This window comes from Oceaniglobus ichthyenteri (assembly GCF_003057885.1).
Classification (GTDB): Bacteria; Pseudomonadota; Alphaproteobacteria; order Rhodobacterales; family Rhodobacteraceae; genus Oceaniglobus; species Oceaniglobus ichthyenteri.
This window is the reverse complement of sequence record NZ_QAGK01000021.1, coordinates 12,385-37,214: the sequence shown is the minus strand read 5'-3', so window position 1 is coordinate 37,214 and position 24,830 is coordinate 12,385. Positions and strand designations below refer to the sequence as shown.

Here is a 24,830-nt window from a genome sequence, read left to right as displayed (position 1 = left end):
ATCTTCCCAATTGAAACTTGCGCCTTTCATCCGTGCCCGATCAAGGGTTTCGCGGGCGGGTTCTGTAAATGTCATCGGTTTGACCTTGATTTGGCAGGGGTGAAATTTGAACAGGCCGCCGCCCGGGTTCCCTGAAAAGACGGTCGTGCGATCCGCAAGGCGCAGAGCGCACAACCTGTTGGCAAAGGGTCAGGCCCCGATCATGCCGTGTCGGCAGGCACGAATTTGGGGATCGACACCCCATCGCCGATCGGGGCAAAGGTGGCCTTGAGCCGCATGCCGATGGCGATTTTTTCAGGCGCGCAATCCACCACCTGGGCATACATCCGCGCCCCGTCATCAACATCGACAAGACACAGGATAACCGGCAGCTGTTTGTCCCAGTCGGGCCAGTTCATTGCCACGCTGCGGCTGATGGTAAAGGAATAGACGGTGCCGCCTGGCCCGACTTCGGTCCAGGGGATATCGCGGCTGCCGCATTCGATGCACCAGGGTTTGGGTGGAAAATTGACCGTGCCGCACCGGGTGCATTTCTGCATGACCAGTTTGTTTTCATTGGCCGCGTCCCAGAATGGTCTGGTCTGGTCGGTGATTTCCGGCAGCGGTGTTCCGGTGATGGTCTTGCTCATGGGTCTACCCCTCCTGTCCGAACACGATGGAAACGCAGCTGCGCGCGTTGCGCCCATAGGTGATGCCGCCAAATCCCGAGGCCAGGGCGATCTGCGCATCCTTGACCTGGCGTTCGCCACCCTCGCCGCGGATCTGGGTCACGGCCTCGACGATGGGCATGAAGCCGCCAATCGCGCCCCCCGGTTGCCCGCCCGACAACTGCCCGCCATCGGTGGACAGGGGCAGATCACCCCTGAAGGTGAAATCGGTGTTTTCGACGTATTGCCCGCCTTCGCCGCGTTTGCAAAATCCATAGTGTTCCAGTTGCAACATGACGACAAAGGGATAATCGTCATAGGGCAGGAACACATCCACATCCTTTGGCGTGATCCCGGCCATGGCAAAGGCCTCGGGCCCGGTTTCGATAAAGCCGGTGCCGGTGATGTCGGGGTGGCTGCGCGGCCCGGCGTAATAGTTGTTCAACTCGGCATGGCCCAGCATAAAGGCCGGCCGCTCGACCGCGGCGCGCGCGGTCTTGGCCGAGGTCACGATATAGGCCAGCCCGCCATTCACCATCGGCACGCAATCATAAAGGCGGATCGGATCGGACAGCATCCGCGATGCCATGTATTCCTCGACATCATAGGGCGTGCGGTAAATTGCGCCGGGGTTCAGCGATGCGTGATACCGGGTGGTGGATGCGATCTTGCCAAGTTGCTGTTCGGTAATTCCGGCCTGTTCCATATAGCGCCGCTGGCTCATGGCGAATTGCGCGGTGGCGCCCATCACGCCGAACGGGCCCTGAAAATCCCAATACACCCCGCGGGTGCGTTCGGGCGACAGGGGCAGGCCCGGCGCAATCGACGGGATCGTCAGCGGGGTATCGGCACCCACGATCAGAAACCGGTCAACGACGCCCGCCTCGATCATCGCCGAGGCCCGCACCAAAAGCGATGCGGCACTGGCCCCGCCCTGATCGCCGCGCAGAATTGACTTGGGCGACAAGCCCAGGTTTTCGGCCGTGGCCGAGGCCCAGTTGACCGTGTGGGCCGCTTCGGCGTGGGAGACGGCAAAGCCCTGACCGTCGAAATCCTTTTTCGACATGCCCGCACTTTCCAGCGCCAGTTCCGCCGCCCAGGCGATATATTCGTCAACGGTCAGGATCCGTTCATCGGGTTTGGCCCGGCTGTAGGGCGTGCGCCCCACCCCTGCGATGGCTGTCTTGCCTTTCATCACGTCACTCCTGTTCCTGTTTTTCCACCAGCAGCCAATCGACCGCGACAATTTCTTCGGGGCCCGCCAGAACGGGATTCAGATCAAGCTCTTCCAGGTGGGCGGCGTTGGCGGCGCCAAATTCCGATACCCGCGCAATGAACCGCGACACCATCGCGCGATCCACGCCGGGCTTGCCGCGCACCCCATCCAGAATCGCCGCACCGCGCAACCGCGACAGCATCTCATCGGCCTCTGCCTCGGTCACGGGGGCCTTGCGGAATGCCACATCCTCCAGAACCTCGACCAGAATGCCGCCAAGGCCCACCATCACCACCATTCCAAACACCGGATCGTTGCGCAGCCCGACCACCAGATCGACCGTGCCGGATTTCATTTCCTGCACCAACAGGCCCGACAGCCGCGCATTCGGGGCCAGTTCGCGCGCCCGGGCCAGAATCCGGTTGCCCGCCGCGCGCACCGCATCGGCGTCGGCAAGGCCGATTTCGACGCCGTCCAGTTCGGTCTTGTGGGCAATGTCGGGGGATTCAATCTTCAGCGCGACAGGATATCCCAGCGTGTCGGCGGCGGTAACGGCGGCTTCGGCATCCTTGGCCAGACGGGCGCGCGCCAATGGCACGCCTGCCGCCTCAAGACAGGCCCCCGCAATGTCAGAGCCCAACTGCCCGCGCCCACCGCTCAGGCCCGGATCCGGCAACACCCGCGCCGCCCGGGCGGGTGCGTCGGCGGCCCAGCGATCGCGCGCCGTGCCCCAGGTGCACAGCGCATCGATGGCGTCGATCACCGGTTCGCCGCCGCGCAGGGTGCAGATGCCCAGATCGCGCAGCGCCTTCAGCCCGTGTTCGGGCGCCGCAACCCAGGCCACCACAAACGGTTTTTCGGTTTCGGCCAGAAGTTCGCGGAAAATCTGCGTCAGCGGTTCAACAAACCCATCCATCAGTTGCAGCCAGATCGCCGCAATATCAATGTTGGGGTCGGCCAGCACCGCCTTGACGCTTTCCTTCAACATTGAGGGGTCGGAAATGAACTGGGCCGTCACATCCACCGGATTGCCAAGTGCGGCGAAGGACGGCAGCACCTCGGCCAGGCGCGCCTTGGTTGTTGGGGCCAGATCCGGCACCTCAAGCCCCAGATCGGCGGCGCGGTCGGTCATCAACACGCCCGCCCCCCCCGATTGGGTGATGATCGCCACGCGCCGCCCCCGGGGCACCGGGGTGGTGGAAAACATATCCACCAGATCCAGCATCTGTTCTTCGTTGCGCGCCCGGCAAACCCCGAACTGGTTTGAAATGCCTTCAAACACCCGGTGTTCCCCGGCCAATGATCCGGTGTGCGAGGCGGCCGCGCGCGCGCCCGACGCGGTGCGCCCCACCTTGGTCACGACAAAGGGTTTGCCCGCCTCAAGGGCGTTTTTCGCCACCTCGACAAAGCCGGGCCCGTCTTTCAGACCTTCGATATATCCCGCGCCGACCCTGATCCGCTCATCGGCCATCACATGGGTGGCGACATCGGCAAAGGTGACATCGGATTCATTGCCGGTGTTGACAAAATACCCAAGGCCCAGCCCCCGCCGCCGCGCCAAGGCAGCAATCGCGGTGCCAAAGGCCCCCGACTGGGTGACAAACCCGATTGGTCCGCTGGGCGTTTCGCCCATCCCGAACTGGGTGAAGGTGGCATAGACCTTTTCAAAGCTGTTGATCAGGCCCAGGGTATTGGGGCCGCACAGCCGGATGTCATGGCGCCGTGCGATGTCAAGGATCTGCTCTTCCAGCGCCTTGCCCTCTTCGCCCATTTCGCCAAACCCCGAACTGAACACGACCGCGGCGCGCACACCTTGCCGCCCGGCATTTTCCAGCTCGTCCGCGACCATACGCGCCGGGATCGACAGAACGGCCAGATCGACAGGGCCGGGCAGATCGGAAATGCTGGGATAACAGCGCCGCCCGCCCACCTCCTGGTATTTCGGGTTGATCGGGAAAATTTCGCCCTCATAGCCCTTTTCAAGCAGGAATTTCATCACCCGGCCGTTCAGTTTGTTGAAATCCTGCGACACACCGATGATCGCGATGGATCTGGGCGCCAGCAGACAGGCCACCCCGTCTCTTTTGGTTGAAGTGTCTGGTGAAATTGTCATGGCGTGCTCCTGCCTTGTGGCGCTGTCGGGGCTTGTGCGGAAAATCGGGGCGGGGTTAGCGGCCGGTAAACTTTGGCGGGCGCTTTTCGGCAAAGGCGGTCATGCCTTCGACTTTGTCGGCGGTGTCAAACAAGGTGTCAAAGGTGCGCCGCTCCAGCATCAGACCGGCGGCCAGGCTGGTGTCTTCGCCCGCCAGCACCACCTCTTTGATCCGGCGCACGGCCAGGGGCGGCAGGGCGGCAATGCGCTGTGCGATTTCCAGAGCGCGGGGCAAAACCGTGTCATCGGCCACGACTTCGCTGGCCAGACCCATTTCGAACGCATCGCGCCCGGATACCGGTTCACCGGTCAGCACCATTTTCATCGTCTTGAATTTGCCGACCGCGCGCAGCAGGCGTTGGGTGCCGCCACCGCCGGGCATGACGCCCACCGTCACCTCGGGCTGGCCGAATTTCGCGCCTTCCCCGGCGACGATGATATCGGCATGCATGGCCAGTTCGCAGCCCCCGCCAAAGGCCACGCCATTGACCGCCGCAATCAGAGGTTTGGGCAGATCGGCAATGATCGCCCACAGGCGGCGCACATTGGACTGGGTGATTTCGGCGGTGCCCTTTGGCAGCATTTCCTTGATGTCGGCCCCGGCCATGAATGCCTTGTTGTCGCCGGTCATGACAATGCAGCGCACGCTGTCATCCCGGCCAAGCGCGCCGATCTTGTCGGTAAGTTCATGACGCAACGCAGTGTTGAGCGCATTGCGCGCCTCGGGGCGATTGATCGTCAGCAATACGACACCGTCAAAGGGGCGTGTCTCAAGTACCAGATCCGTCATTTTATTGTCACTTCCATCGTTCAGAATTTACCGGAGCACGCGGTCAGATCACGCCCCGGATGAGGCAATATCACATCAATCCTGTTCAGCGGCCGCACATCCCGTTTGATGAGGGTGGCACGCCCTTGTGGACCGTTTCAGGGGCGGCGCGAAAACGTCGCAGGTGGATCGTGTACAATTTGTCCGAGGTTTCAAGACCCAAATGCGGCCCGATCCAAAATGCGCCGTGCTGTTTGCCCGCCCGGCAAGAGCCCGGCAGGCGGGATCAGACGCCAGTCATCAGGGCAAATCTATTTTGCTTGAACAGGATAGATCTAAATTGCACTATCTCACAAAGGGAGAGCAAATCTTGCGGGATGAGCAGACAAAACCCGGGGCGTATGCCGTTGTTGACAGGTTGCAAATGGCAGGGGGACGGCGCGTGGGTTCAGGTAATCAGATCATGATTACCAAGGACGGGAGGCTGAGCCGGGGCATTGGTTTTGTCTGCGCCCGCTTCAAAACCTTTGCCCGCCGGGGGGCGGGTATCGGCAGCGAATTGTATACAAAAAATCAAATACAGATTCGCAAAACGGATGTGGGGGGTGGAAAAACACCCACACGCCCCGCCCCTGTGCCGATCTGTAAAGACATGCTGATCCGTCCGGTTCCTGAACCGGGGTTCGCATAAGGACGACTGTCGGCAACGTCCGGCACAATATCAAACTTGGGAGGAGAAAAGATGAAAAAGACCCTTATAGCCCTGACGATGGGTGCTGCCTGCGCAACGGCTCTGGCCGCACCGGCCGCTGCTGAATACCCTGATCGTCCGATCCAGGTGGTCATTCCCTATGGCCCCGGTGGCGCCAGCGATCTGTCGGCGCGCGCGCTGTCAACGGCATTGACCAAACACATGCCCCAGCCCACCGTTCTGTCCAACAGAACCGGCGCGGGCGGCGCAATCGGATCGGTTGCCGTGCGCGACGCCGATGGTGATGGCTATACGATGTTGGTGGCGCGGGTCGGATCGCACACGGTGAACCCGGCGATGAACCCGAAACTGCCCTATACGGTGGATGAATTCCGCTTTGTCGGCATTTACGAAATCAACCCCGTCGCCTGTGTCGTCAACAGCAATTCCGGCATCACCACCATTGAAGAGCTGATCACCAAGGTCAACGAGAACCCCGGCCAGGTTTTGTTCAGCTCGGCAGGCGTGGGCACATTGCCCCATTTCGGCCCGCTGATGGTGCTTGAGGCGTTTGGCGTCGAAAACCTGTCGCAGAATGTCATCCACATCCCGACCGAGGGTGATGGCCAGGCCCTGACGGCGGTGTTGCAGGGCACATCGGATTTTTATTGCGGCAGCACGTCGCCCGCCGCGCCGTTTGTCGACAGCGGCCAGATGGTGCCGCTGCTTGTCACATCCTCAAAGCGTATCGATGGCTTTGACGCGCCCACCGTGGATGAGTTGGGCAAGCCCGATCTCAAGGCGCTTGTCGGCTGGACCGGCATTGCAGGCCCCGCCGATCTGACCGATGAAGCCGCCGGAAAATGGGCCGAATGGCTGGCCGCCGCCGTCGAGGACGAAGCGTTCCTGAAATACATGACATCGGGCGGTTCGATCGTTGAGTTGATGTCACCCGAGGAGTCGGTGGAATTCGTCAGCAGCGCCTATGACAGCTTCCGCCGTCTGGTTGTTGAACTGGATCTGGAAATCAAGTGATCTGAACCCTGCCCTGTCCCATGGCCCGGTTCGGGGCTGTGGGGCATGGTTTTGACATATGATGCAGCACCGTCACACACAACACGACGCGGGAAGACCCACAACAGATCCCGGGCCTGTGTACCCGACTGTGCTGCCTTGTTTTTCGATCCTTCGGCCCCGGCCGAAATGCGCCAACCCGCAACGGAGATCATATGCTTTCGCGACGTTTTGAATTGATGATCGGACTTGGCGTCATGGCGCTGTCTGCTCTTACCTTGTGGTGGTTGATCCCGGCCTATGTTGCGCTGCCCCAGCGCCCGCCGTTAAGGGCCCTGGCGCCCAGTTTCTGGCCAAAGATCATCTGCTGGATAATGCTGTTGTGTGGTGCGGCGATGACCCTGCGCGCGGCGATGACCCCGCCCCCCCCTGACGTGATTGTCGACAGTCAGACCGCCAGCCCACCCGAGCTGATGCGCCTTGCCGGGCTGGCCGCCATTTTGATGGGTGCATATTTTGCGCTGCCGGTGTTTGGCATGGTCTGGGTCTGCATGGTGACGTTTATCCTGCTGGTGCTGATGAGCAATTCAAAGCATCTGATCCTGGGTCTTGTTGTGGGCGTGGTTCTGCCCCTTGGGCTTTATTTCTTTTTCAGCAAGGTCGCCGGAGTTGCCATTCCGCAAGGCCAGTTCGTGAGGCTGCCATGACGTTTGTCGAAGCTCTTAGCGCCGGTTTTATTCTGGTCGCGCAATGGCAAAGCCTTTTGTTTCTGGCGCTTGGCGTGTTCATTGGCGTGGTGGCGGGGGCAATTCCGGGCATGTCGGCCACCATGGCGGTGGCGCTGACCCTGCCGTTCACCTTTGCGCTTCAGCCGATTTTCGGGATTTTGCTGCTGTTGGGCGTGTACAAGGGCGGCATCTTTGGCGGATCTATTCCGGCGATTTTGATCAAGACACCGGGCACGCCGGCCTCATCGGCGACGGTGCTTGACGGATATCCCCTGGCCGAACAGGGCCGCGCGGGCGAAGCCCTGTCGATGGCGCTTTATGCCTCGTGCCTGGCTGATTTCATCTCGAACATTTCGCTGATCGTCTTTGCCGCCTGGCTGGCCTCGTTTGCGTTGAATTTCGGTCCGCCGGAAATGTTCACGCTGATCTTCTTTTCCCTGACCATCATTGCCGGGGTGTCGGGCGACAGTCTGCTCAAGGGGGTCGTGGCGGCCACGCTGGGGCTGTTGCTGTCAACCATCGGGCTGGATTTCATCGGCGGGACCGAACGGTTCACCTTTGGGTCGATCGACATGCGCGGCGGGCTGAATTTCGTGGCGGTTCTAATCGGGCTGTTCGCCCTGCCCGAGATCATTTCATATATCCGCAATCCCGGGCATAAAGACCTTCAGGTCAGGACCATCGGCTATTCCAAGCTAAGCTGGTTCGATTTCAAACGCTGCCTGAAATCGATTTTTCGGGGCAGTGCCATCGGGGTGTTCATGGGGGCCATTCCCGGTATTGGCGCGGCACCTTCGGCATTCCTGTCCTATTCCGAGGCGCGGCGCGCCTCGCCCAACCGCGACAAGTTCGGCAAGGGCGAATTGGAAGGCGTGGCCGCCGCCGAGGCGGGCAATAACGGCGTGGCCGGTGCCACGCTGATCCCGCTGTTGTCGCTGGGGATTCCGGGCGATGTGATCACCGCGATCATCATCGGCGCGTTCATGGTGCATAACCTCACACCCGGGCCGCTGTTGTTTCAGAACAATGCCGATATCGTCTATGCCCTGTTCCTTGGGCTGATCGCCAGTTCCTTCCTGCTTTTGATCATCGGATCGGTGGCCATTCGGGCGTTTCGCTATATTGCCGATGTGCCGGCCAACCTGCTGTTTCCCGGGGTTCTGGTTTTGTGTATTTTCGGCGTTTTTGCGATCAACAACTCGATCTTTGACGTTGCGGTGATGCTGGTGATGGGGGTTGTGGGCTATGTCATGCTGCTGTTGCGGTTTCCGGCGGCCCCGTTCCTGATTGCCTTCATTCTTGGGCCGATGCTGGAAAACAGTTTCCGACAATCGATGCTGATGTCACGGGGCGATTTTGAAATCTTTGCCCGGGGTCCGATCACGATCCTGTTCTGGTGCCTGACGGCGGTTTCCGTCGTGCTGATCATCAGATCGACCCTCAGAGAGGCGCGCCAGAAACGCGAACGGGGCAAGGCGGCGGAAAAGGCAGCCAAGGGCACGGCGGGCTGAGACATATCCGGGGGCCGGACCGGCCCCCGGACCGGGGCGTTTATCGCCCCTGAAAATCCGGGCGGCGCTTTTGTGCAAAGGCGCTGACGCCTTCCTTGGCGTCTTCGCTGTTGGCGATGGTATCAAGCCGGCGCTTTTGCGGATAAAAATCATCCATCGGGCTGCGCGGAAGGGTTTGCAGGGCGACGTTTTTCAACCCCTGCACCACAAGCGGCGCTTTGGTGGCGATTTTACCGGCCAGTTCCAGCGCGACATCGCGTTGCGTGCCCGGCGTACAGACCTTGTTTACAAAACCGATATCATAGGCGCGCTGTGCGCTCATCGGATCCCCCGTCAGCGCCCATTCCAGCCCGACGTTATAAGGCATCTTTTTGGGAAAACCGCCCATGATGCCCTGAAATATCCCGACCTTGCCTTCGGGATAGATAAAGCTGGCGGTGTCGCTGGCCACGATCATATCGGAATATAACGCCAGGCTGCACCCCGCCCCCACGGCATAACCGCTGATCGCCGCGATGATGGGTTTGTCGCAGGGCACCGCAAGGTTGGGCAGGGCCTGCCAGATTTCGCCGGGAAAATCCTTCAGATCGGCCCCGACACAGAACGCCTGATCGCCCGCGCCGGTCAGAACGGCGACTTTGTCATCGTCGCGTGCGAAACGCTCCCAGGCGTCCAACAGCCCCTGACACACCGCGCGGTTGATTGCGTTATGCTTTTCTGCCCGGTCAATCGTGATGATCGCAATGCCATCGCGGGATTCATAAGTGACTGCCATCGGTTTTCCAGTTCTCTGAGCGTTTTATATGACCGGCCCCGCCGTGAGGGCCGCGCGCGCCTGCGCCTGATCCTTGTTTGTGTGCCATTCCCCGCGCGTTCGGGCAACAGGTCTGCGTTGCCGCACCGGCGCCAAAAATCTTCTTGCCTTGCGGGGGCGGCTGCCTAGGCTGCGGTGCGAGGGGGCCGTGTGTGAAACGTTCATGCGCCCTCATCCCGCTGTCCATGTCGCTGATCCAAGGCAGGACGCCCCATTCAGGAGACCTGTTCATGGCAACGCGCGCCCCGTCTTTTCAGAACAAACGCCCCGACGGCCCCATCCTTTTCAGGGTATCGATTGTCTCTGACACCCATGTGAACGAAAAAGAGGATTTTTCCGCCTCGCCCTATCCCGCCAACGCCGAGGCAAATCCGCGCGCGCGCCATGTATTTTCGCAGATCAACAGGGTCGATCCGGCGTTCATCATCCATCTGGGCGATATGATCAATCCGGTGCCCGAACTGCCCAGCTATGGGCCTGCTGCCGAGAATTTTCACGACCTGGCCAAAGAATTGCGCGCACCGCTGCATCTGGTGCCGGGCAATCACGATATCGGCGACAAACCGGTCAGCTGGATGCCTGCGGGCATGGTGAACGGTGAATTTATCGCCCTGTACCGCCAACATTTCGGCAAGGATTATTATGCCATCACCCATGAGGATTGCCATTTCATCGTGATCAATTCACCGCTGATCAATTCCGGCGATCCGGCCGAGGCGCAGCAGGCGGCCTGGCTGGAAGGGTATATGCAAGAACACAGCGGCGCGCGGATGTTTCTGTTCAGCCATTATCCGCCCTATATCACCCGCCAGGACGAGCCGGGCAGTTATGACAACATTGACGAACCGGGGCGCGGCTGGATGTTGGATTTGATCCGCACCCACAAGCCCGAGGCGTTGTTCAGCGCCCATGTGCATAATTTCTGGTACGATCTGATTGGCGAAACCGAATATTATGTCACCCCGTCCACCTGTTTCGTGCGCCACGATTATTCCGAAATGTACCGCATTGAGGGGGGCGATCAAAAAGGGCGCAACGATGCGGCCAAGCTGGGGTTTTTGACCCTGGATGTGCATGAAACCGGCCATGTCGCCCGGTATCATCGCAGCAACGGCGCGACCCTGGCCGAGGGCGATGAAAAGGCCCCCGATATCGTCGCCCGCCCCCATGTCAAAACCGCGCTGCGCGCCGGCATTGCGGTGGATATGCGCCATGCCTGGGCCGAAGAGTTAAGCGTGGCGCCCTCGGGCGCGGTGGATGAGTTTCGCCGCAAGATCGCGCGCAATGATTATCCGGTGATGGCATTATGGGAAATGGGCCTGCGCGGGTTGCGGGTGCCTGTTCAGGATCTGGCCGATGCCACCACCCGGCGGCGGATGGAGCTGATGTGTGGGGTGGGCCATAGGTTTCAGGTGTATCTCTATGGTATGCCCAACCCCGCCGAGGCGGCGCTGTTGAAAGATCACGCCGGGTTGATTGCGCGGCTTGAACTGGTTTTGGGCTGGAACGATGTGGCGGGGTTGATCCCCGATATCAAGGCGCTGAAATCTGACACGGGCGTGTCGTTGTGCCTGTCGCGGGTCAACCGCACCGATGCGGCCAAACACACCGGTGCGCGGTTCAACCACCTGATCAGTCATGGATTTACCCTGGGCGAAATGGACGAGCTGAGCGCCTTTGCCGCCCAAAACCCCGGCCTGATCGACGCGGTGCAATTCACCATTTCGCGCAGTGCCTCGCCTTGGGTCACGGCGCGGGCGCTTGGCGAATTTGCATCGGCATCGGGGTTGGCGCCGGTGCTATACGTCAAATCGACCGAGGCCAGCCCCGCCGAGGAATTTGGCGATGCCACGGCCAATGCCCTGCGCTTTGGTGAAACGGTTTTGGCCGGGGTCGGGCATGGGGTGGATGTGGTTCTGGATACGCTGGATGATGCCGATCGGGGCTATTTCACCCGCGCCGGATTGGTTGATCGCCGGTTCAACCCGCGCATCGGGTCGGAACTGATTTCAACGCTGATGCTGGCCCTTGGGGCGGATGATTGGCACGCACAAGACGGCGACACACCGGCCTTGCGCAACGCTGCAGGTCAGGTGTTGCGCGTGTTTGCATCGGGCGCCGATTTGCCCAAGGGGGGCGAATGGATTTGCCCCAAAACCGGGGCGCGCGGCACGGGCACAGGGGCCCCCGCGCATCCGGTTGTGCATATCGCTTAAGCCATCGCGCGGGCGCTTTATTTACCGTACCGGTCCCAATAGGGGCCGAACAGATCGGCCTCGCCGGGGCGATCCTCGGGGATGGTGCGCACCAGATGGGTGATGTTCATGAAATGGCGGGCGTTCAGGTTTTCACTGATCGAATTGCCCGCCCAGGTGCCGCCGCCCATGGACAGGGTAAATTCCAACCCATTGTCAAAGCTGCCGCCATTGGCAAAGGTATGGGCCTGATTGACCAGAACGCGCACCACGTCGATCTCTTCGGCCAACCGGGTGGCATGGACGGGGGTGTTGGTGTGAATGCCAACAGAATGGCCTTTGCCGCAGACATCCAGAATGGTGCGCAATTGCGCCACCGCATCATCCATATCGCTGATCCGGTACACGCTCAGCACCAGGGATAGCTTTTCATCGGTGAACGGGCTGGCCGGGTCTGGTGTGCCTTCCTCGACCATGAAGAATTTGGCGCCCTGCGCCTCGGGGCGCAGTTCAAACAGATCACACAGGGTTGCCGCGTCTTTCGCGATGACCCGGCGGTTCAGATGGCCGTTTTCCCACAATGTATCGCGAATGCGGGATTTCTCATCGCCGTTGCACAGATACCCCCCGGCACGGCGCAGGGCGGCGATGGCCGCGTCATACACCGCATCATGAATCAAAACCGAATTTTCCGAAGAACAAGAGGTGGCATTGTCAAAGATTTTCGAGCGGCAGATTTTTTCGGCCGCATCCTCCAGATCGGCATCGGCATCAATCACCACCGGCACATTGCCCGCCCCCACCCCGATGGTCGGCGTGCCCGAGGAATAGCCGCGCCGCACATTGTTTTGCGATCCGGTCACCACCACCAGATCGGCCTGTTCCATCAACGCCTGGGTCAGGGCCTTGTTCACTGGCGCAGGCAGGATTTGCACCAGATCGGCGGGAAACCCGGCCTTTTGCAATTCGGCGCGCATGTGGGTGACGGCGGTGTTGGTGGCCCCCCACCCCGACGGCGACGGCGCGATGATCACCGCATTGCGGCTTTTGATCGCGAACATCGCCTTGTTTGCCGGGGTCGCGGTGGGGTTGGTTGACGGGCTGACCGCCGCCACCACGCCCACCGGTTTGGCGTATTTCACCAAACCGCGTTCGGGCAGGTCTTCGATGATGCCAACGCTGGGAATGCGCATCAGATCGCGCAGGCAGCCAAAGGTCTTGCGCTGATTTTTGATCACCTTGCTTTCCACATCGCCGAGACCGGTTTCATCCACCGCCTGCTCTGCCATGGCGCGGGCGCGGGTGGGTTCGTAAATGGCCCAGGCCAGGGCGGTCACCGCCGCGTCTGCCTGTTCCTGGGTGGCATCGGCAAAATCGGCCATTGCGGCACGCGCCCTGGCAATCAGGGCGGCGATGGTGGTGTGGGCATCGGTCATCGGCAGGCTCCGTGATCAAGGGGCGAGGCGGCAATCAAAAGGGGGCCGCGCTTACACCACCTCTAACACAAGGGCGATCCCCTGACCCATGCCGATACACATGGACACCAGCGCATATTTGCCCCCCCGGCGGCGGGTTTCATGAATCGCGTTCAGCACAAGGCGCGGTCCCGAGGCGCCCAACGGATGGCCCATGGCGATGGCCCCGCCATTGGGGTTTACCCGCTCATCGTCAAAGGCCAATCCCAACCCGGCGAGACAGCCCAGAACCTGAGCCGAGAAGGCCTCGTTTATTTCGATCACCGACATATCCGACAGGGACAGCCCGGCCCGCGCAAGCGCCTTGTGCGAGGCGGGCACCGGGCCAAAGCCCATGATCCGCGGCGCCACACCGGCAACCGCACTGGCCAGCACCCGCGCGATCGGGGCCGCGCCGATGCATGTTTGCGCCGATTGCCCCCCCATGATCAGCGCCACCGCGCCATCATTCAACCCCGAAGCATTGCCCACCGTGGTCACGCCGCCGGGGAAAAGCGGGCGCAATTTGGCAAGTGTTTCGGCATCACTTTGGGGGCGGGGGTGTTCATCGGTGTCGATCACGGTGTCGGGGCGGCCACGCCCACCGGGAAGGGTGATCGGCGTTATTTCATTGGCAAAGACCCCATTGGCCTGCGCCCTGGCCCAGCCGTGTTGCGAGCGCAGCGCAAAGGCGTCGGCCTGTTCGCGGCTGATGCCATGGTCCTGGGCCATGTTGTCGGCGGTCTGGGGCATCGAATCCGATCCGAACTCTGCCTCAAGCTTTGGGTTGGGGAACCGGGCGCCAACCGCGCTGTCGTACCACTCCATCTGCCGGGCATAGGGGCGGGCGGTTTTGGCAATCACAAACGGCGCGCGGCTCATGCTTTCCACGCCACCGCTCAGGATGACCCGGGCCTCGCCCGAGGTCAGGGCGTGGGCGGCAGACACCATCGCCCCCAGACCGCTGCCGCAGTTGCGTTGAATGACGGTGCCCGGCACCTCGACCGGCAGACCCGCGCACAGGGCGGCGTGACGCGCCACACACCGGCTGTCTTCGCCCGCCTGATTGGCACAGCCAATGATCACATCATCAATATCCGTGGCCGCAAGCGTGTGGCGCGCCAGCAAGGGGCGGATCACCCCGGCCAACAGATCGTCGGGGCGCATGGCGGCAAGCGTGCCACCCGAACTGCCGATCGGGCTGCGCAAACCGTCATAGATATAAGCATCAAGCATGGGCTATCCTTTGGGCATTCGGTTTCGGCACGTGGAGCGAACGGGGATGACGGCCCCCTGCCCTTTTATGGGTGCATGTTCAGCGGGTGCGCCCATGATTGTCCATGAGGATGGACAACATGTCAGCATAGGTTCGCCGGTCATCCTTGCACAGTTTGCGAAACCGCTCGATCACATCAAGCGGTGCCTTGATGCTGATCTGGCCATCGCGCACCGGTTCCCGGCTGGGCCAGCGTTCGGGGGGCGGGGCCGGGCGTGGTTCGCCCCGCGCAGGTTCGTGCGGCGTTTCGAATTGTTTCAAACGATCCAGATCAAGCGGTTTGGGCATGGCGCATTTCCTCCAGCATATCGATGACTTCGCAAGCGAAGGCCTGGGCGTTGACGATTGCCTTGTCGATGCCGTTCACATCGCCGCGGTCAAGTTGGCGCAGACCGCCCCCCGCATTGTGCAGGGACGCAAACGCCGTGCGGCGGTTGAGTTCGGTATCAAACACCCGCACGGCACTGCGAAGCTGACCGTTGATGTGTTTTTCCAGCTTGCTTTTTACCGCTGCGTTGGTGCGGGCAAACAGGATGGCGGCAGGGATATCGCGCCGCCGCGCCCGGCCCTCCATCGCGATTTGCGCCAGGGTTTCGACCGCTTCATCGGCATCCTGCTGTTCATCGCCTGACGGGATGATCACCAGATCGGATTCCGAAATCGCAAAAGACGTCAGCCGGGAGGCCGACCCTTCGAGATCGACAATGACAAAGGTGGCCTTTGTCCGCGCCGTTGCGATTTCATCCTGAATGCTGCGCTCGCCGCCGCTGGTGACAAGGGCGGTGCGCGCGGGCAGGGCCTGTAACCTGGACCAGCGCGTCAGGCGTCCGGCCGGGTCGGCGTCAATCAGGATCACATCCGTGCCCTGGGCAAGTTCTGTGGCAAGTATGATGGCAGACGTTGTCTTGCCTGCGCCGCCCTTGGACGACGCGAAGGAGATGACCGGCATTTGTGCGGCCTTTCTGTTTTTGCTGCTCGTGCAAGGAGTATTCATGGAAAGGGTATCCATGGGAAGCCATATCTACCCATGGCATGGCATGGATGTGTTAGGAATGCCACGCCTACCCAAGAGTACCTTTGGGTACCCTACCCTACCTGCATGATAAAAGAAGGGAAGATCACCGTCGCAAAACCCATTTGCGGCAAAAACCGATGAACGCACTGTCCGGGCTTCGGGGCGGCTCCATCCCTTGCTCCAGCAGGCCAACAACCCAGTCGCGCCACTCTTGCTCGATCACATAAACATCCCAGCCCGGCGCAACCTCGCGGGCGGTTTCATAGGTGTCTGGCCTGAGGGCTGTCGCATACCCGACACCCAGGCCCAAAGGCTTGGCCATGCGGTTTCGGAATGAAACCATGTCGCCACTGATGCTTACGGAATAATCCGGGAGATGATCAAAATCGCACAGCGCGCTTACAGCCTGGCGAAAGTTCCTCAGAGCATCGCTGGACCCGCATTTTTTCTGAAGTTTCTTCAGGCCGATCTGCCAGAACTCCTTGGCGCCGCAATGTTTGCGCGCAATTTCGTAAATGCGCCGCTCTGTCGGCTTTCTGAGGCGAAAATAATCGGGGTGCAGGGTCAGCACCTCGTTTGCCTCAATCGCCTTGAACAGCCATTCAGAAAGCTTGATGCCCCATTCCGTGACCCGCCCATCGGCGCGCTTGCGTTTGATCCTTGCGCCATCGATCAGGCCGAATGCCTCCCAGGTTTCCTCGCCGCCGGTCTTGATCGTGGTTCTCAGGCGGGTGCCATCCAGCCGGTCAAGCGAGTCGCGCAGCAAATCGTAATCATGCCCGCCAGTGTGACGATTGCTGAATTCCATGAAATCCTGAGCGTGGAACATGATCTCGCGAGAGTAGGGGCGGCCTTCGTTTTTTGACGCCATGATCTGACTGATCGCAAAGATCAGAATATCCTTGTCATAGATATTCGCGATCCCTTTCGAACTGGGCGTGACCTCAAGCACGACATCCCCATGGCGATAGGTTTTCACCTCGCGGATCGGTTTTTTCGACAGGGTGAAAATCGGATGTTCCATCGAGGCCATGTCGCTTTTGATGACCGCATCCGCCACATCACAAATGAACAGACTGGTTTGGGGGTGCCGATCGGGCAGGAGCGGTTTTTTCGAACTGACTTCCAAACCTTCAACCTCCGGAATCACATCCCTATCGGGACATCAGCTGCACCTGTATTTCCTATCGGGAGATTACCTGCACTGCAAGTTCCTATCGGGATATTAGCTGCACTTTTCCGGATAACACCTGCATTCTATCGGGATAACACCTGCACCTCATACTCGTAAGTTACTGTTTATATTGAGTGAATCGGCATAAAAAAATGCGTAACACATTTTTAACACATATTTAACACACACGAACGCTGATCAATGGGGTTTTTGCAGGGCAAACAGCCGGTGAAACCGTCGATTTCCAAAAAAAGGTTCCCGAAGGATTGCAAAATCCAAGCGGTTGAATGGATTGAGCGTCGCGACATTGCTTGGGATATATTAGATCGCCAGGTGTTGAGCCTGAAAGACACCCAGCCTCGCAACGCAAGAGAGCCACAGGGCTGGCAAGGGCGTATTACTCTGGCCTCAGGGTCAGAACCAGGTCATCTCTCTTGAAACGCGCTCAGCGGGGCGGGGTGGGGGCTGCACGGCTTGGGCGGGTAAGGATGAACACCGTAACAGCCGCGATACAGATGGCCTGAAACGCGATCACCATCGCCGGAAGCGCAAGGGCAAAGCCAAGCCCCAGAGACATCACCATCATTGAAACCGCGAGGATCTTGTATTTTGTCGCGATGGCCCCGTTTTCCCGCCAGTCCAGAATGATCGGGCCGAACATCGGGTTGCGTTCCAGCCATCTTTGGACGCTGGGCGCGCCCCGCGCAAAGGCAAAGGCCGCAAGGATCACGAACGGCGCTGTGGGCAGTACCGGCAAAACCGCGCCCACAAGCCCAAGCGTCAAGGCAAGGCCACCAACGACCTGCCAGGCCAGGCGCGTCGCGATATGCGGGCGCGGTGCCGTTGCTTTTGACAGGGGGGCCGGGGTGCGAACCATGGATGCTGCATTTCCTGAACAGGTATCTGATATACCTATGTGGCGGCCGGGCCTTCATTCAAGGGGGCCGGGGCGATTTCGCCATTGCGGGCGGGCAGGGCGATATCTGCAAGGGTGGTGTGATCAAGATCGGCCAGAAACGCCCGCTCGGCACTGCGCAGGCGGGATTTCAGGCGGCACTGGCCCAAAATCGTGCATTTGCTTGGGCTGGGGCCAAAACATTCGACAATCGGCTGATCCTCTTCCAGAAGCGCGATCAACCGGCCAAGGCGCAGGTCCTGCGCCGGAATCGCCAGAACCGCGCCGCCCCCGCCCCCGCGCCGGGTGCTGACAATTCCGGCGCGCGACAGATGTTGCATGATCTTGCTCAGGTGATTGCGCGACAGATTGAATTCCGCCGACAGATCCGCCGTGGAAAACGCACGCTCGGGCGCGCTGGCCATCCGCATCAGCATCCGCAGCCCGTAATCGGTGAATGAGGTAAGGCGCATCGGGCCCTCCGGCTAATATGTATTTACAATACCTATTAGCAGGTTTATCACATCGCGCAAGATCGCCATCCCCGGAGGCCACAATGACAGACACATCGCCAGACACCCCGCGCATCGCCTCGGCCCGGCCGGAAATGACCGCGATGCTGATGGACCAGACCGGCCTGAATGAAGAGGTGCTGACCCGGCTCGTGCACCGGTTTTATGACCGGATCAGGCAGGATGACATGCTTGGCCCGATCTTTGCCGCGCGGATCACCGATTGGGGGCCGCATCTGGACCGGATGGTTGAATTCTGGTCTTCGGTGGCGCTGATGACCGGGCGGTATCACGGGGCGCCGGTGCCAAAACACGTGGGCCTTCCGGTGACCTCGGTTCATTTTGACCGCTGGCTGATGCTGTTTCGCGAAACCGCACATCAGGTTTGCACGGCGCAAGGGGCCGATCATGTGATCCTGCGCGCCGAACGGATTGCGCGCTCTTTGCTTATGGCGGTGCAGGATGGCGCGCCAAAAGGCCCCGGCGCGGTGCCCAACCTGCGCTAAGCCTTCAGTCAGCGGCGGGGCGGGGAGGTGCCGTCGGCGCGATCCATCAGGGACCGGATGTGGCGCGCAAAGGCCCATGTGGCCGGAACCCCAAAGATTGCGCCGCCCAGAACCGACCAGCCGGGCGGGATCGTCGGCAACCCGATCATCGGTGCGAACAACCCGGCCATGAACAGGTTGATCGCCACCGCCCCCGCCCCAAAGGGATACAGCGCAAGGGCCAGCTTGCGCACCCCCCAGCCCGCGCGCCCGGGGTCATGTGTCACCGGCGCCGCACCAGCATATGAACCGCCAGAAGTGCGAGCAGAAACGCGATCGAGGCGGCCAGAAACCAGCCTTCGGCGGTGGCGGTCTGGGCGTTGGGGATTGGCCTCTCAAACCCTTGGGCAAAGGCAAGCGAGGGCAGAAAAACCAGGGCGGGGTAAAGGATACGGTGCATGTCAGCTCTCCTGTGTGAGGGTGCGATAGATATCGGGCAAAACCCGGGTCAACCGGTCGGGGCGTGTCATCAGATGGAATCCGCCGCGCCCGAAAATGCGCGCAAACCAATCCTGCCCGTCTTCGTCGATGACGATGCCATGCACCGCCTGGCCCGCGCGGCGCGCCTCGCCCACGGCCATATGGCTGTCTTCGATGCCATGGATGCCCTCGTAATGATCCAGATCGTTGGGTTTGCCATCGGTCAGCACGATCAGCAGTTTCTTTGCTGCGCTCTGTTCGGCCAATTGCGCGCTGACATGGCGGATTGCCGCGCCCAGCCGGGTGTAATGCCCCGGTTTCAGGGCGCAGATATTGTCAATCACCGCCGGGCCCATGGTTTGGTCGAACCCCTTGCAGCGGGTCAGAAACACCCGGTCGCGTTTCAGCGATGAAAACCCCCAGATACCCAACCGGTCGCCCGCCGCATCGATCCCCCCCGCCAGCGCGGCCAGGGCATCGCGGGCGACATCGATCACACAGGTATCGCCCACGGCGGATTCGGTCGAGCGCGAGGTATCGATCAGAAAGGCCACCGTCAGATCCCGCTGGGTCTGGCGCGACGATTGAAACACCCGGTCATCGCACCGCCCCGACGCCAACAGATCGATCCGCGCGGCAATGGCGGCATCAAGATCAAGTTCGTTACCGTCGATCTGGCGGGGTTGCAGAATGCGGCGCGGGCGCAGCACCTCGAACTGGCGGCGCACCTCCTCCATGCGTTTGGCATCGGGGACAAAGGCGGTGTCGGGGTCGGGGTCTGCCTCGGCCTCCAAGACGCGGCAATGGTCGGGCATATAGCTGCGGGCGCGATGGTTCCATTCGGGATAGGTGTGAATGTCGGACAGGCGTTCGTGATCGGTATCGGCGGGCGACAGATCAAGATGCAGGCGCAACCGGGTGGCGGCCTTTTTGTCGTTTTTGGACAGGGTGATGTTGTCCTGGTCTTCGGCGGCCTTCTGGGCGTTTTCCTCATCGTCGTCGTGGATCGACCGGTTCAGGTTCATGGATTCGACCCAGGACAGGATCGCCTCGAACCGGTGCAGGATGAAACTGTCCTTGCGGTTGGCCTGATCGCGGTCTTCGCGCAGGCCCAGCTTGCGTTTGGTCAGCCCGGCGGCGGCGGGGGCCTCGGGCTGTTCATCGGCGGGGGCGTCGGGGGCGGCGCCGCGCCCGGGCGGGGTGAAATCCAGCCAGATCGCCACCGGCGCAAAGGTCATGTGCCCGCGCCCCGATGGAAGGTCGGGCGTGTCGGGGGCCGTGCCATGGCTCAGGGCGGCGCGCAGGGCGCGTTCCACCGCCGCCTCGGGGCCGGGCAGGTGCAGGTTGGGCCGGGTGGCGATGATATGGGCGGCCATGGTGCCAAAAGGCGCGCGCAGGCCGGGGCAGTGGGCGATGATCCGCGCCGCCAGTTCCGTATTGGCCCGGATCATCGCGATATCGCGCGCCGCACCTGTCATCGTGCCCGCGTCGCGCAGCGCAGGCCCCGACAACGCGGCGGCCGCGGTCAGCCAGAAATATGCCTGCCGGTTCAGATCATGGGTGGGAAACGCATCGATCACCGGCGGCAGGCGCAACCGTTCGCCATCAAATCCCGGCAGGAACAGTTTGTCCCGTTCGGTGACCATCTTGCGCAAAGACGGGCGGCGGTGTGTTGCGACCACGGCGGCGGCCTCGGTCATTTCCACGCCCGGTGTGCCGCCCAGGGCGCGAAACAGCATCGTCAGGCTGGGCCGCAGCCCGGCTAGAGTGGCGCCTTGATCGGGAAAGGATGTCGCCGCCCCGATCCGCACGGCCATATCATGCCAGACATTGCCGACCGCCTCTTCGGGGTCCAGAAAATCAAGGGGCCGCACTGCCATGGCTTAACCGTAGACGTTGGTGATCAGATCGCGCAGAGCGGTCTGGATATCCGCGTCATCGCTCAATGGTTCGATCACCGCCGCCTCCAATGCCTTTTCCACGCCCATGCCGCCCGCCATCAGGGTTGCGGCATAGATCAACAGACGGGTCGAGACGCCTTCTTCCAGATCCATCCCCGACAGGGCGCGGATATGCCCGCCCAACCGCACCAAGGGGGCGACGCGCGCCGGGTCCAGCCCGCTTTCCGTTGCCACCACACGGATTTCGGTTTCGGGATCGGGAAAGCCAAAGGTGATCGCCAGAAACCGCTGCCGGGTTGAGGGCTTCATCCGTTTCATCACGTTCTGATAGCCCGGATTATAGCTGGCGATCAGCATGAAACCGGGGGGCGCGTGCAGTTCTTCGCCGGTGCGGTCAATCATCAGGGTGCGGCGGTTGTCGGTCAGCGGGTGCAACACGACAGTCACATCCTTGCGCGCCTCGACCACCTCATCAAGATAACAGATCGCGCCCTCGCGCACCGCGCGGGTCAGCGGGCCATCGACCCATTCGGTTTCGCCCCCGCGCAACAGATAGCGCCCGATCAGATCGGCCGCCGACAGATCGTCGTGACAGGCCACGGTATAAAGCGGCCGGCCGGTTTGCGCGGCCATATGTTCCACGAACCGGGTTTTGCCACAGCCGGTTGGCCCCTTCAGCAAAAGGGGCAAACCGTTCTTGTGGGCCGCATCAAACAGGGCGCATTCATTGCCCGTGGCGGCATAGTAGGGCAGATGTGGTTTTTCGATATGCACGTTCACCGTCATTTCCCCGGAATTGGGTCTGAATGGGTCGGGGCCGGATTGGCCGGGCCCGCCGAGACGATTTCACGCCGCCGCACCACCATGATCGCATAGATGAACAGCAAAGCCCCCGCCACAACCGAAAGACCGGCAATAAAGCGCATCACATAGAACAGGGCAAGTTCGTCCTGAACCTCCATGAAATAGTACCCCAGAACCCGCTGCATATGGGTCTGGATCACGCCTGCAAAGGTCAGCGTGAAGGTCATGAATGCCATGCCCCCGGTCATCAACCAGAACGACGCCATGTTCAGCACCTGATTATAGGGTTCGCGCCCGCGCAACAGCGGCATCGCATAGCTGATGATCGCCAGGTTGATCGCGACATAGGCACCGTAAAACGCCAGGTGCCCGTGGGCCGCCGTGATCTGTGTGCCGTGCGAGTAAAAGTTCACACCGTGCATGTTGTGCAGAACACCCCAGACCCCGGCCCCGAAGAACGCGATGGTGGCCGATCCAAGCGACCACAAAAGCGCCGCCTTGTTGGGGTGATTGCGCCGCCCTTTCCAGACCATGACAAAGGCAAACGACATCATCAGGAAAAACGGCACGATTTCCAATGCGCCAAAGATGCTGCCGATCCATTGCCAGTATCCCGGCAGCCCGATCCAGAAGAAATGGTGCCCCGTGCCCAGAATGCCGGTAAACAGCGCGGTGGCCACGATGACATACAGCCATTTTTCGATCACCTCGCGGTCAACCCCTGTCAGCTTCAGCAACAGGAACGCCAGGATCGAGGCCATGACCAATTCCCATGTGCCCTCGACCCACAGGTGTACGATGAACCACCAATACATCTTGTCGAGGCTCAGGTTTTCGGGGTTGATGAACGAAAAGATCCACAACAGCGACAGCAGCCACAACCCCACCAGCAACACGCCGGTGATTGCGGTCTTGCGCCCGGCCAGCACCGTCATCGAGATGTTGATCAGGAAAATCACCGCCGCAACCAGAATGCCGAACCGCACCCAAAGCGGCTGTTCCAGAAATTCGCGCCCGCCATGCACCTTGAACCCGTATCCGATCACGGCCCCCAGGGTGCCGACCACCAGAATGATCAGTTGCAGATAAGCCAGCTTGGTTGACCAGATTTCACGCTCGGCCTCTTCGGGCACCATGAAATAGGCGGCACCAAAGAACCCCAGCAACAGCCACACGATCAGCGCGTTGGTATGGACCATGCGGATGATATGAAACGGAAAGATTTCCGACAGAAAATTGGGCTGGACATAAATCCAGCCGATGGTCAGCCCGCCCAGCACCTGCACGGCAAAAAGCGCCATGGCGACGACGAAATAGGCATAGGCCACCTGTTGCGATTGATATTTCATGTGTTTGCCTCTTATCCTGCGTCATTGGGCGGCCAGCCCTGCGTGTCGGTTTGATCCGCCCAGCGGAGGAATTCGGCAAGGCCGCGCTTGTCCTCTTCGGTCAGTTCGAAATATGGCATCTGGCGGCGCCCCTCGACGCCGCTGGGCTGTGACTCGATCCAGCCATCAAGGATTTCATAGGCCCCTTCGGGATCATCCATGACGCCCCAGCGGGTCATCACATTGCCCAGTTCGGGGGCGAAATACGCGCCTTCACCGTGCAGGGTGTGACAGTTGATACAGCTGTTGCGCTCCCACACTTCCTTGCCATGGGCGACCGCCTCGGTCAGCTCCATTCCAGAGGTGGATGTCTTGACCACGTATCGGTGGCTTTGCGCGACCAGCACAATAAAGACGACGACGAAAAACAGTGATCCGCCATAGAATATATTGCGCGCCCGGCTTTTAGTCAGGAATTCGGCCATGCGCGGGCCTCCCATTCGCAGTTGCAATCCCGCCCTGTCTAACAGGGGGTCAAGGATGCGACTTTGCGCAAGCGCAACAATTGCGCCAATTAGGAAGATTAAACCGCCCGGCACCCGGACCGGGTGACGGCGAAGACCTGTAGTATCGCATCAGGTTTGTGAAAAAGATTTGATCCAGCGCAACGACCGGCGGCTTTTGCGGGGCAATCCTGTGGGAATGAAACAGATCACAGACCCCCTCAACCTTTTGCAAGACCCCGACCTGACGGTTGGGCGGATGATGGACATCTGGCCCGAAACGATCGCGGTTTTCATGCGCCACCACATGCGCTGTGTCGGCTGCCCGGTGCGCCGGTTTTACACCATCGCCGAGGCATGTGAGGTTTATGGCCTGTCCCCGGCGGCGTTTTTGCGCGAAATTCGCACCGTGATCGTTTGAAACGGTCGCCCGTCCGCCGGATCAGCCCGACAACCCCGCCTCGCCCAGTTCGATCAGCCGGTGTGGATCGGTGACTGTGATCCGCTTGTGTTTGCGTTCGCCATCAACAACCCCATCGCGGGCCCAACGGCTGAGCAGGCGGCTGACTGTGTGCAGTGTCGTGCCTGTCATGTCTGAAATATCCTGACGGGTGATCGGAAAGTCGATTTCGATTCCTGCATCGGTGCGCCGCCCGGTTTGTTCGATCAGCCGCAACAGCGCGCGCGCCACCCGCTGTTCGACATGCAGCGTGGCCATTTCAATCACGCGGTTGTTTATTTCGCTCAACCGATGGCCCAGCGTCCGGGTGGCGGCGGCCGAGAACCCCGGATGATTGTTGGCAAAATCCTTCCACAGGTGCATCGGCCAGGACAGGATGATGGATTCTGTCGCCGCAATCGCGGTGCCCGGATAGGTATCGCGCCCCAATGCGGCGGCAAAGCCGAACAATTCGCCGGGGGGAATATGCAGCATCGTCACCTGTTCGCCTTCGGGGGTCAGGTGGATCACCCGGACCGTCCCATCAAGCAGCAGATAAAAATGTGTGGCCGGAGTGGCTTCTTCGAACACGGTCCGGCCTTCCTCGATCCGCGATGAGGTCGCGAAATCCAGAATGTCGCGGATTGTGGCGCGATCCATCTGTGCAAAGGCCGAAAGTGGCGCCAGCAGGCTTTCATTCAGCCGACTGTCAACCCGGGCGGGCTTTGTCAGGGGGGCTCTGGTCATGGGCTCTCCGATTGTGGTTCGGGCCATTTTGGCACGAACGGCATGGATTGGAAACAACATGGCAAAGACATCCCGCAATC

The 24,830-nt window shown here is 60.9% G+C and carries 26 protein-coding genes; 7 read left to right on the top strand and 19 right to left on the bottom strand.

Annotation, left to right across the window (positions count from 1 at the left end; genetic code table 11):
- Window positions 1–200: 200 nt before the first annotated feature.
- The 4 genes from C8265_RS18660 to C8265_RS18645 are packed head-to-tail and all read right to left on the bottom strand — an operon-like array spanning window position 201 to window position 4,805.
- The gene (locus tag C8265_RS18660; protein WP_164512394.1) at window positions 201–629 is read right to left on the bottom strand and encodes a Zn-ribbon domain-containing OB-fold protein; all 429 of its coding nucleotides are present in this window, start codon (window positions 627–629) and stop codon (window positions 201–203) included.
- Between the two features lie 4 nt (window positions 630–633).
- Window positions 634–1,842 carry a thiolase family protein gene (locus C8265_RS18655; RefSeq protein WP_108485505.1) on the bottom strand — a complete coding sequence of 403 codons (1,209 nt, stop codon included), beginning with the start codon at window positions 1,840–1,842 and terminating at the stop codon, window positions 634–636.
- 4 nt (window positions 1,843–1,846) lie between these two features.
- On the bottom strand, window positions 1,847–3,976 hold the full coding sequence (locus C8265_RS18650; protein WP_108485504.1) for an acetate--CoA ligase family protein: 2,130 nt from the start codon (window positions 3,974–3,976) through the stop codon (window positions 1,847–1,849).
- Window positions 3,977–4,031: 55 nt separating this feature from the next.
- Window positions 4,032–4,805 carry an enoyl-CoA hydratase-related protein gene (locus C8265_RS18645; protein ID WP_108485503.1) on the bottom strand — a complete coding sequence of 258 codons (774 nt, stop codon included), beginning with the start codon at window positions 4,803–4,805 and terminating at the stop codon, window positions 4,032–4,034.
- 163 nt (window positions 4,806–4,968) lie between these two features.
- On the opposite strand from C8265_RS18645, the gene C8265_RS18640 reads away from it, so the two are divergent.
- The 4 genes from C8265_RS18640 (at window position 4,969) to C8265_RS18625 (ending at window position 8,728) form a co-directional block, all read left to right on the top strand.
- The gene (locus C8265_RS18640; protein ID WP_108485502.1) at window positions 4,969–5,475 is read left to right on the top strand and encodes a hypothetical protein; all 507 of its coding nucleotides are present in this window, start codon (window positions 4,969–4,971) and stop codon (window positions 5,473–5,475) included.
- A 51-nt stretch (window positions 5,476–5,526) separates the two neighbouring features.
- Entirely contained in the window at window positions 5,527–6,510 is a 984-nt protein-coding gene (locus tag C8265_RS18635) for a Bug family tripartite tricarboxylate transporter substrate binding protein (RefSeq protein WP_108485501.1), read from the top strand.
- 194 nt (window positions 6,511–6,704) lie between these two features.
- Window positions 6,705–7,196 carry a tripartite tricarboxylate transporter TctB family protein gene (locus C8265_RS18630; RefSeq protein ID WP_108485500.1) on the top strand — a complete coding sequence of 164 codons (492 nt, stop codon included), beginning with the start codon at window positions 6,705–6,707 and terminating at the stop codon, window positions 7,194–7,196.
- A complete protein-coding gene (locus C8265_RS18625; RefSeq protein ID WP_108485499.1) occupies window positions 7,193–8,728 on the top strand; it encodes a tripartite tricarboxylate transporter permease in 1,536 nt (511 codons plus the stop codon). The genes C8265_RS18630 and C8265_RS18625 overlap by 4 nt, the downstream gene beginning before the upstream one ends.
- 40 nt (window positions 8,729–8,768) lie before the next feature.
- Here the strand turns inward: C8265_RS18625 and C8265_RS18620 are convergent, their stop codons facing one another.
- Window positions 8,769–9,503 (bottom strand): enoyl-CoA hydratase/isomerase family protein, encoded by a 735-nt coding sequence (locus C8265_RS18620; protein ID WP_108485498.1) that lies wholly within the window; start codon window positions 9,501–9,503, stop codon window positions 8,769–8,771.
- Window positions 9,504–9,772: 269 nt separating this feature from the next.
- Here C8265_RS18620 and C8265_RS18615 point away from each other — a divergent pair, with 269 nt between their 5' ends.
- A complete protein-coding gene (locus C8265_RS18615) occupies window positions 9,773–11,758 on the top strand; it encodes a metallophosphoesterase family protein (RefSeq protein WP_164512393.1) in 1,986 nt (661 codons plus the stop codon).
- 17 nt (window positions 11,759–11,775) lie between these two features.
- Here C8265_RS18615 and sauS read toward each other — a convergent pair whose 3' ends face one another.
- The 7 genes from sauS to C8265_RS18580 all read right to left on the bottom strand — a co-directional run bounded on the left by sauS (window position 11,776) and on the right by C8265_RS18580 (window position 18,024).
- Entirely contained in the window at window positions 11,776–13,173 is a 1,398-nt protein-coding gene (gene sauS / locus C8265_RS18610) for an acylating sulfoacetaldehyde dehydrogenase (protein ID WP_108485496.1), read from the bottom strand.
- Between the two features lie 51 nt (window positions 13,174–13,224).
- Entirely contained in the window at window positions 13,225–14,427 is a 1,203-nt protein-coding gene (locus C8265_RS18605) for an acetyl-CoA C-acyltransferase (protein ID WP_108485495.1), read from the bottom strand.
- 79 nt (window positions 14,428–14,506) lie between these two features.
- Window positions 14,507–14,755, bottom strand: a complete 249-nt coding sequence (locus tag C8265_RS18600; protein ID WP_108485494.1) for a hypothetical protein — start codon at window positions 14,753–14,755, stop codon at window positions 14,507–14,509.
- Window positions 14,739–15,416 carry a ParA family protein gene (locus tag C8265_RS18595; protein WP_164512392.1) on the bottom strand — a complete coding sequence of 226 codons (678 nt, stop codon included), beginning with the start codon at window positions 15,414–15,416 and terminating at the stop codon, window positions 14,739–14,741. Before C8265_RS18595 ends, C8265_RS18600 begins: the two co-directional genes overlap by 17 nt.
- A 169-nt stretch (window positions 15,417–15,585) precedes the next feature.
- Window positions 15,586–16,611 (bottom strand): replication initiator protein A, encoded by a 1,026-nt coding sequence (locus C8265_RS18590; RefSeq protein ID WP_240611142.1) that lies wholly within the window; start codon window positions 16,609–16,611, stop codon window positions 15,586–15,588.
- A 490-nt stretch (window positions 16,612–17,101) separates the two neighbouring features.
- On the bottom strand, window positions 17,102–17,533 hold the full coding sequence (locus C8265_RS18585) for a YbaN family protein (protein WP_108485492.1): 432 nt from the start codon (window positions 17,531–17,533) through the stop codon (window positions 17,102–17,104).
- A gap of 35 nt (window positions 17,534–17,568) precedes the next feature.
- Window positions 17,569–18,024 (bottom strand): RrF2 family transcriptional regulator, encoded by a 456-nt coding sequence (locus C8265_RS18580; RefSeq protein ID WP_108485491.1) that lies wholly within the window; start codon window positions 18,022–18,024, stop codon window positions 17,569–17,571.
- Between the two features lie 83 nt (window positions 18,025–18,107).
- On the opposite strand from C8265_RS18580, the gene C8265_RS18575 reads away from it, so the two are divergent.
- The gene (locus C8265_RS18575) at window positions 18,108–18,569 is read left to right on the top strand and encodes a group III truncated hemoglobin (RefSeq protein WP_240611141.1); all 462 of its coding nucleotides are present in this window, start codon (window positions 18,108–18,110) and stop codon (window positions 18,567–18,569) included.
- 8 nt (window positions 18,570–18,577) lie between these two features.
- On the opposite strand, the gene C8265_RS18570 is transcribed toward C8265_RS18575, so the two are convergent.
- The 6 genes from C8265_RS18570 to C8265_RS18550 are packed head-to-tail and all read right to left on the bottom strand — an operon-like array spanning window position 18,578 to window position 23,546.
- Window positions 18,578–18,835, bottom strand: a complete 258-nt coding sequence (locus C8265_RS18570) for an NnrT protein (protein ID WP_108485490.1) — start codon at window positions 18,833–18,835, stop codon at window positions 18,578–18,580.
- Window positions 18,832–19,008 carry a hypothetical protein gene (locus tag C8265_RS19600; RefSeq protein WP_164512391.1) on the bottom strand — a complete coding sequence of 59 codons (177 nt, stop codon included), beginning with the start codon at window positions 19,006–19,008 and terminating at the stop codon, window positions 18,832–18,834. Before C8265_RS19600 ends, C8265_RS18570 begins: the two co-directional genes overlap by 4 nt.
- A gap of 1 nt (window position 19,009) precedes the next feature.
- Window positions 19,010–20,908, bottom strand: a complete 1,899-nt coding sequence (locus C8265_RS18565) for a nitric oxide reductase activation protein NorD (protein ID WP_108485489.1) — start codon at window positions 20,906–20,908, stop codon at window positions 19,010–19,012.
- 3 nt (window positions 20,909–20,911) lie between these two features.
- Window positions 20,912–21,709: a CbbQ/NirQ/NorQ/GpvN family protein gene (locus tag C8265_RS18560; RefSeq protein WP_420818878.1), complete on the bottom strand. Its 798-nt coding sequence runs from the start codon at window positions 21,707–21,709 to the stop codon at window positions 20,912–20,914.
- A 2-nt stretch (window positions 21,710–21,711) separates the two neighbouring features.
- A complete protein-coding gene (locus C8265_RS18555; protein WP_108485487.1) occupies window positions 21,712–23,082 on the bottom strand; it encodes a cbb3-type cytochrome c oxidase subunit I in 1,371 nt (456 codons plus the stop codon).
- Between the two features lie 11 nt (window positions 23,083–23,093).
- Window positions 23,094–23,546, bottom strand: coding sequence for a c-type cytochrome (locus C8265_RS18550; RefSeq protein WP_108485486.1), 453 nt, complete (start codon window positions 23,544–23,546; stop codon window positions 23,094–23,096).
- Window positions 23,547–23,763: 217 nt separating this feature from the next.
- On the opposite strand from C8265_RS18550, the gene C8265_RS18545 reads away from it, so the two are divergent.
- A complete protein-coding gene (locus C8265_RS18545) occupies window positions 23,764–23,985 on the top strand; it encodes a DUF1858 domain-containing protein (protein WP_108485512.1) in 222 nt (73 codons plus the stop codon).
- A gap of 21 nt (window positions 23,986–24,006) precedes the next feature.
- Here the strand turns inward: C8265_RS18545 and C8265_RS18540 are convergent, their stop codons facing one another.
- On the bottom strand, window positions 24,007–24,750 hold the full coding sequence (locus tag C8265_RS18540) for a Crp/Fnr family transcriptional regulator (protein ID WP_108485511.1): 744 nt from the start codon (window positions 24,748–24,750) through the stop codon (window positions 24,007–24,009).
- Window positions 24,751–24,830: the final 80 nt, after the last annotated feature.

Coding starts and splice junctions, on each gene's coding strand:
- C8265_RS18555 (WP_108485487.1), bottom strand. CDS start 23,082: ATGAAATATCAATCGCAACAGGTGGCCTATGCCTATTTCGTCGTCGCC.
- C8265_RS18605 (WP_108485495.1), bottom strand. CDS start 14,427: ATGCTTGATGCTTATATCTATGACGGTTTGCGCAGCCCGATCGGCAGT.
- C8265_RS18635 (WP_108485501.1), top strand. CDS start 5,527: ATGAAAAAGACCCTTATAGCCCTGACGATGGGTGCTGCCTGCGCAACG.
- C8265_RS18650 (WP_108485504.1), bottom strand. CDS start 3,976: ATGACAATTTCACCAGACACTTCAACCAAAAGAGACGGGGTGGCCTGT.
- sauS (WP_108485496.1), bottom strand. CDS start 13,173: ATGACCGATGCCCACACCACCATCGCCGCCCTGATTGCCAGGGCGCGT.
- C8265_RS18600 (WP_108485494.1), bottom strand. CDS start 14,755: ATGCCCAAACCGCTTGATCTGGATCGTTTGAAACAATTCGAAACGCCG.
- C8265_RS18625 (WP_108485499.1), top strand. CDS start 7,193: ATGACGTTTGTCGAAGCTCTTAGCGCCGGTTTTATTCTGGTCGCGCAA.
- C8265_RS18615 (WP_164512393.1), top strand. CDS start 9,773: ATGGCAACGCGCGCCCCGTCTTTTCAGAACAAACGCCCCGACGGCCCC.
- C8265_RS18645 (WP_108485503.1), bottom strand. CDS start 4,805: ATGACGGATCTGGTACTTGAGACACGCCCCTTTGACGGTGTCGTATTG.
- C8265_RS18585 (WP_108485492.1), bottom strand. CDS start 17,533: ATGGTTCGCACCCCGGCCCCCCTGTCAAAAGCAACGGCACCGCGCCCG.
- C8265_RS18565 (WP_108485489.1), bottom strand. CDS start 20,908: ATGGCAGTGCGGCCCCTTGATTTTCTGGACCCCGAAGAGGCGGTCGGC.
- C8265_RS18660 (WP_164512394.1), bottom strand. CDS start 629: ATGAGCAAGACCATCACCGGAACACCGCTGCCGGAAATCACCGACCAG.
- C8265_RS18575 (WP_240611141.1), top strand. CDS start 18,108: ATGACAGACACATCGCCAGACACCCCGCGCATCGCCTCGGCCCGGCCG.
- C8265_RS18540 (WP_108485511.1), bottom strand. CDS start 24,750: ATGACCAGAGCCCCCCTGACAAAGCCCGCCCGGGTTGACAGTCGGCTG.
- C8265_RS19600 (WP_164512391.1), bottom strand. CDS start 19,008: ATGCACCGTATCCTTTACCCCGCCCTGGTTTTTCTGCCCTCGCTTGCC.
- C8265_RS18550 (WP_108485486.1), bottom strand. CDS start 23,546: ATGGCCGAATTCCTGACTAAAAGCCGGGCGCGCAATATATTCTATGGC.
- C8265_RS18595 (WP_164512392.1), bottom strand. CDS start 15,416: ATGCCGGTCATCTCCTTCGCGTCGTCCAAGGGCGGCGCAGGCAAGACA.
- C8265_RS18580 (WP_108485491.1), bottom strand. CDS start 18,024: ATGCGCCTTACCTCATTCACCGATTACGGGCTGCGGATGCTGATGCGG.
- C8265_RS18630 (WP_108485500.1), top strand. CDS start 6,705: ATGCTTTCGCGACGTTTTGAATTGATGATCGGACTTGGCGTCATGGCG.
- C8265_RS18655 (WP_108485505.1), bottom strand. CDS start 1,842: ATGAAAGGCAAGACAGCCATCGCAGGGGTGGGGCGCACGCCCTACAGC.
- C8265_RS18620 (WP_108485498.1), bottom strand. CDS start 9,503: ATGGCAGTCACTTATGAATCCCGCGATGGCATTGCGATCATCACGATT.
- C8265_RS18545 (WP_108485512.1), top strand. CDS start 23,764: ATGAAACAGATCACAGACCCCCTCAACCTTTTGCAAGACCCCGACCTG.